Source organism: Mesorhizobium sp. P3_A9, from assembly GCF_056402975.1.
Genome location: NZ_JBFUGJ010000464.1, coordinates 1 through 3,840, shown reverse-complemented (window position 1 = coordinate 3,840; position 3,840 = coordinate 1). Strand labels below are relative to the sequence as shown.

7 protein-coding genes are annotated in these 3,840 nt (G+C 65.5%); 4 read left to right on the top strand and 3 right to left on the bottom strand.

The window, feature by feature from the left end; all coding sequences use genetic code 11:
- Positions 1–209: 209 nt before the first annotated feature.
- Positions 210–914, bottom strand: coding sequence for an XRE family transcriptional regulator (locus AC1DX0_RS32590; RefSeq protein WP_477222721.1), 705 nt, complete (start codon positions 912–914; stop codon positions 210–212).
- A 74-nt stretch (positions 915–988) separates the two neighbouring features.
- On the opposite strand from AC1DX0_RS32590, the gene AC1DX0_RS32585 reads away from it, so the two are divergent.
- Together AC1DX0_RS32585 and AC1DX0_RS32580 are read left to right on the top strand one after the other, a co-directional pair.
- Positions 989–1,372, top strand: a complete 384-nt coding sequence (locus tag AC1DX0_RS32585; protein WP_477222720.1) for a hypothetical protein — start codon at positions 989–991, stop codon at positions 1,370–1,372.
- Between the two features lie 132 nt (positions 1,373–1,504).
- Complete coding sequence (locus AC1DX0_RS32580) at positions 1,505–2,116, top strand: GcrA family cell cycle regulator (protein WP_477222719.1); 612 nt, start codon at positions 1,505–1,507, stop codon at positions 2,114–2,116.
- A gap of 55 nt (positions 2,117–2,171) precedes the next feature.
- On the opposite strand, the gene AC1DX0_RS32575 is transcribed toward AC1DX0_RS32580, so the two are convergent.
- Together AC1DX0_RS32575 and AC1DX0_RS32570 are read right to left on the bottom strand one after the other, a co-directional pair.
- Positions 2,172–2,480 carry a DUF982 domain-containing protein gene (locus AC1DX0_RS32575; RefSeq protein WP_477222946.1) on the bottom strand — a complete coding sequence of 103 codons (309 nt, stop codon included), beginning with the start codon at positions 2,478–2,480 and terminating at the stop codon, positions 2,172–2,174.
- 99 nt (positions 2,481–2,579) lie between these two features.
- Entirely contained in the window at positions 2,580–2,861 is a 282-nt protein-coding gene (locus tag AC1DX0_RS32570) for a DUF982 domain-containing protein (protein ID WP_477222718.1), read from the bottom strand.
- 110 nt (positions 2,862–2,971) lie between these two features.
- Between AC1DX0_RS32570 and AC1DX0_RS32565 the strand changes: the two genes are divergently transcribed.
- Together AC1DX0_RS32565 and AC1DX0_RS32560 are read left to right on the top strand one after the other, a co-directional pair.
- Positions 2,972–3,520 (top strand): YdaU family protein, encoded by a 549-nt coding sequence (locus tag AC1DX0_RS32565; RefSeq protein WP_477358494.1) that lies wholly within the window; start codon positions 2,972–2,974, stop codon positions 3,518–3,520.
- On the top strand, positions 3,517–3,840 hold a 324-nt coding region (locus tag AC1DX0_RS32560), incomplete at its 3' end, for a hypothetical protein (protein WP_477358492.1). The genes AC1DX0_RS32565 and AC1DX0_RS32560, both read left to right, overlap by 4 nt.

Here is a 3,840-nt window from a genome sequence, read left to right as displayed (position 1 = left end):
TAGCGGACGAAAAGCCAATTGCTTGGCTTTTCGAGGTTCGAACGCCCTGAGCCTGCGAAGGGCGGGGTGGAGCACGATCCACCTGCCGGGTCCCCGCTGCTTCGCAGCGTCCCGGCGTTCGCCGACCTTTCATCGTGCCACTGGCACGATGAATTCGCTTCGCGAACCGGTCGCTCAACCCCACAAGGGGAGAAGGGAAGAAGCGCTCCTCAATACCCCAGCAATTCCTTCAGCGGTATAACCCGCCAGACATGCTTGATCGCGTAGCGGTTGAAGGTCAGCGTCTTCGGCGGATTGTACTGCTCGACCACCAGCTCGCCCGCCGTGCGCTTGACCAGCTTCTTGATGAAGGCCTTGCCGTTGCGCTCGTTTTCTTCCGGAAACGTCTCGATCACGACATGGTCGCCGGGCACCGCGTCGCGGCCGCCGCAATAGATGAGGTCGCCGGGTTCGTAGCGCGGCACCATGGAGTCGCTCAGCACATGCAGCGCGAACACCTTTGGCAGGTTGCGAACGCCGGGCGGGCGCTGGACGTAACCGGCCGGCTCGCCGTTGAAGGTGAAGTCGCCATCATCGCCGCCGACCGCGGCGCCCAGCACCTCGATATCCATTGAGCCGGCGGGCAGCGGGCCGGCATCGGTGACGATCTCGGCATCGGCGACCGGGCCGGCATCGTCGAGGAAGACGACCTGCCCTTGGCCCAGTGCTACAGGGTCGACGCGCAGGAAGGCCGCGGTCTTCAACAGGTTCTCGGTCTTAGGCAGATTGCGGCCGGTTTCCCAATTGCCGACGGCGGCGACATCGGTGTCGTTGTGCTCGGCAATGTGGCGCATGACCAGCCCGCGCTGCTTGCGCGCCTGGCGGATCGCCGCCCCGACCTTGATCGACAGTTCCGTTTTGGCCATGGCGCCCATGTGAGCGATGAAAGCGGCTCTCGTCTATGAAAGAATGGCTTGCATTTACTTTTGAGTTATGCTTATATCTGGTCATGCATAACCTGTCCAGCTTTCATGGCGCCGAAGCGCCGGCCTTCTGTGAGGCCCATCCGGCGACTGAGGTTGCCACGCATTCCCTTCCGTCCCGGCCGTCCTCCTCCCTGGCCGGGGCGAAGCCCGAGCGCCTTGATGCCTCGGGTCCGGCCCGCCTGTCACCGGCGGCCGGAACGGCCGGAGCCGCCGCTCCCCGCGGCTCCGGCCCCCAATTCGATCGGCACGCTGCCGGTCCCTACGCGCGCTCCTGCATCCGCACGCAGGACGGCACCGTCATCCTGTTCGAGCCGATGATGGGCAGGGCGGTTTCCGCCCCCGACAGGAAGACCGCCGAGGCGCGGCTGGCGCGCCTGACCGCCGGGCATTCGATCCGCTCCGGCTGATCCGGCCCGCGGAGCCGGCTTTCGCACCGAACACCCTGACCGTGCCCCCGAGCGGGCCCGAACCCTGACGCCTGGCCGACGGTGCGCTCTCTCAAGTGCTGCCGAAGGCGCACCCTTGGATGGAGCCTAGACATGGCAAGCTACAGCGACGCCGAATTGCAAGAGATCGCCCGCTGGCTGAAGGACGGGCTTTCGGCCTCGAGGATCGCGGCGGCGTTCAGCGCGCTGCGCGGCAGCCCGGTGTCGCGCAACGCCATTATCGGCATCGTCCACCGCAACGCCATGCTGGGCGCGATCGGCTTTGCCAATGGCCGGGGGATGCCGCCGGTCGCCACGCAAGCCGCCGGGGAGCGGGCAATGCGCAAGCCAGTGGCCGCAAAGCCGGCAAACGGCAAGGCCGCTGCGGAAAAGCGCGCCAGCGTGCATACCGCCGAGGGCACCGTCCTGCGCAAGAACAAAGCCAGGCGCGACTCTTCGCCGGCCTGGCTGCCGCCGCGGCTGTTCGTGCGCGAAATGGGAGTGCTGATCGCCGATGGCGAAGCCTATCGTTTCAAGGTGCCGGCGCCGCCGCGCGGACCAATTGGGCGCCAGCCGCATGGCGTGGCGATGCGCTTCATCGACTGCCTGTTTTCCCGCTGCCGCGCGCCGCTCGATCTACGCTTGAGGAGAATCCGGAGAACGACGCGACAGGCGGCCGGCCCGGCGCCGACATGCTGTGCTGCGGCATGCGCACAAGGGCGCTGAAAAGCTACTGCAGCTACCATCAGGCGCGGTTTCAGAGGCGGGTTTGCGCGTGAGCCTATTTCGGTATCTGCCGACCCTGCTTCGGCATGCGGCTCTGCACGCTGCGTGCCTCCAGCCTCATAGCTGGGCCACCCTCTGCAACCAGAACCCCGGCGACGCGGGCAAAGCCGGTGAACACTTTTATCGCGTCGGATTCCGATATCTGCGCCGCGATTGCGGCACTGCAGGCGTTGAGCGCGCTGCGGTAGACGTGGCCGCGCCGCTCGACCGGCCAGCGCTGCAGAAAATCGGCGGCATCGCTGACGCTGTCGATCTCCTCGACATGCCCGTCCATGCTGACTTTAAGCGGCACTCCGGTTTTCATTGTACCCACGGCGTTCACCTTCAATCTCGGCGCGGCCTTAAAGCCCGCGCTTATAAACGCATGAGGCCGTCGCGCGGTTGCATCGCCGTCGCGACGATATCACGGGTTGGCGGCGGCATCGAGCCATTCATGCGCACGGCTTCTCGGCCTGGGCACCAATATGCCTTGCTGCCTGGCGGTCTTGCTGAAGGCGTCGAATGCGGTGCGCGGGCAGCAGGTACCCTCGACCGCCAGCCTGACCAGCCTTGCGGCATCGAGATAGCTGGGCGCGGTCTTGTCGGGCCATTGCTGGCGCAGCGCGGTCTCGGCATCGGCCACCGAGCCGACCAGCATGGTCTTGTTGTCGCAAAAGCGCAGCGTAATCGGCATGAAAGCCGTCATGGGCGAACCTCCCCTTGGATTGGTCGCGGCATAACGTCCGGACCTGCGGCTGGTTCCATTAGCTGGCGTGTAAGAATGGCGTTGAACGCAGCATGAGCGAGCGCCCCTTCATGCAGCTCTACGTCTCCGATTTCGTCGGCGACACGTTGCAGCTCTCCACCGAACAGATCGGCGCCTACATGCTGATCCTGATGGCGATGTGGAACGCCGGCGGCCGGCTGCCCGACGACGACGCCAAGCTCGCGCGGGTTGCGCGGCTGACCTTGAAAAGATGGCGCGCCATCAGCGCCGATCTGTTGACCTTCTTCGAGTGCGAGGGCGGCGAGATCGGCCACAAGAGGCTGACCAAAGAGCTGCACAAGGCGCAGGTCAAAAGCGAGGCGAGGGCCGCCGCCGGGGCACGCGGCGGCGCCGCCACCGCGTTGAAAACAAAGGTCGATGCGTCGGCAAATGCCGGTGCTTTGCCGCAGCATTTTCCAGACTCCAGAAACCAGAGTGAAAAGGCTGACGCCTTTTCCCGGGAAAAGGCCGGGCGTTTTTCCCACACAGGTAAAAACAGAACAGATCCGCGGTCTTCGGGGGAAGAAACCCGGCTGGCAGTGGCCGAAAACCCATACCGACGCCGCCAACGCCATCATCGAGGAGATCCGCAGCCATGACCGCAGCCGAACTGCAGCAGGCGACGAAGGCGCTGGCGGCGATGTTCTCATGCTTCCCGCAATCCGCCCTGACTGATGTCGAGATGCAGATGCGCGGCTATCTCGGCGCGGTGCGTGACGCCGAGCTTGCCGATTTGCAGGCTGCCATCCAGCGCTTCGTGCGCGGCGAGGTGAAAAGCGGCAACGCCCAGTTCTGTCCGTCGAGCGCCCAGCTCTGCATCGAGGTGCGGGAGCGGCGGGTGATGCGCGAGCTGATGGCGCGGCGGGTGGCCTCACAAGTCTTGGGTTCCTCGCCCCCACGCAGTGGGGGAGAGGTGGCC